A 1,084-nucleotide genomic window follows, 5' to 3' on the forward strand; every position below is an offset into this window, starting at 1 on the left:
AAGCGTGCTGATCCTCGGAGCCGGCGGTGGCGTTAACACCGCCGCTATCCAGATCGCCAAACTGGCAGGCTGCAAGGTCTATGCGACTACAAGCACGGCCGAGAAGGCGGAAATGGCAAAGCAGCTTGGAGCCGAGCTGGTGCTCAACTACAGAACAGATCGTGAGTGGGCCACCACGATCCATAAAATCACCAACAAGATGGGTGTTGACATAGTGGTGGACAATGTCGGGTCAGCTACCATTCGCGACAGTCTTCGGGTCGTCAGGAAGGGTGGCCGGATCGTAACCGTCGGCAATACCAGTGGTCCCTTAGTCGAGATCGACCTTCGCTACATTTTTAGTAAGCAGATCAGCTTGATAGGAAGCACCATGGGAAACTACGACGACTACCGAACAGTGATGAAGTTGGTTTTCGACGGCACCGTAAGGCCCGTCATAAGCGACGTAATTCCGTTCGGTAAGGCAGGTGCAGCGATGGCTATGCTCGAGCGAGGCGAGCAGTTTGGTAAGTTGGTGCTGGCGCACTCAGCGTCGGCTTGACCTGGCAGCGAGGGCGACCATCACTCGGCCGCGCGCGCGCTCATCCCCAGTTGGTAACACTGCTTCGATGTCAATCAGCGCTCCGGGTTGGAAAAACCGATAACGCATATGGACGTGCGTTGACCTGTCCTCGAATTACGGTAGCGTACGGTCAAATAAATTCCTTCCTCGACGTTCCCGACAATGAAGAGAGAGTGAGTTTGCAAACATTCGCCATCGTACCGCCACGGGCTACCAGGCGGCCTTGCGGTAGGTGAACCGCCTTTCCCTAGTCGTTTCAAAGGTCGGGCACTTTGCCGGCCATTACATCAGGGATGCGAGTTGCACGCGCTTTGGCGTTCATGCGAAGGCGACGCGCGGAATATGGCGGGTCAAATTCGGCGAGATAGGTAGAAAGTGTGGAAGATTATGTCTCAATGGCCGAGACGTTGAAAGTCAGGTCCTGGCACGAGCGATCCACGCCCACATCCATCGCCGCGTCTTCTTGAACGGCAACCGCACTGTCGTCTTCCCGCGAGCCAGGAAGCTTGGAAGCTTCGCATC

1 protein-coding gene and 1 pseudogene are annotated in these 1,084 nt (G+C 56.1%); both read left to right on the forward strand.

What is annotated here, in order from left to right; genetic code table 11:
- The coding region (locus AC4FWB_RS34480) for a zinc-binding dehydrogenase (protein WP_491030671.1) at positions 1-541 on the forward strand (541 nt) is incomplete at its 5' end.
- Between the two features lie 392 nt (positions 542-933).
- Positions 934-1,084: pseudogene (purU, locus tag AC4FWB_RS34485) on the forward strand (formyltetrahydrofolate deformylase); the annotation flags it as partial.

This window comes from Mesorhizobium sp. LEGMi-168a, from assembly GCF_058312955.1.